This window comes from Pseudoalteromonas sp. S3178 (genome assembly GCF_005886985.1).
GTDB lineage: Bacteria > Pseudomonadota > Gammaproteobacteria > Enterobacterales > Alteromonadaceae > Pseudoalteromonas > Pseudoalteromonas carrageenovora.
The window spans coordinates 1-273 of sequence record NZ_PNCW01000395.1; the positions used below are offsets into that span (position 1 = coordinate 1).

The 273-nt window shown below is 42.9% G+C and carries 1 protein-coding gene; it reads left to right on the forward strand.

From position 1 onward, the window contains the following. The coding region (locus tag CWC11_RS21460) for a class I SAM-dependent methyltransferase (RefSeq protein ID WP_138684218.1) at positions 1-273 on the forward strand (273 nt) is incomplete at both ends.

Below are 273 nucleotides of genomic sequence, written 5' to 3' on the forward strand. Positions count from 1 at the left end.
CTCGCCAAAATGCCAAATGCTAAACTGACATTTGTGGATGAATCTGCCATGGCTGTTGCAAGTGCAGAACATAATGTACTGCATAACTTACCTGAGCAAATCAGTAACTGTACCTTTATTCAAAATGACTGCCTTACAGACTTCACACTGGGTTCAGCTGACTTAGTGTTATGTAACCCTCCGTTTCATCAAGCGCAAGCCATCACTGATCACATTGCTTGGCAAATGTTTGTACAAGCCAAGCAGACGCTAAAACAAGGTGGTGAATTACGC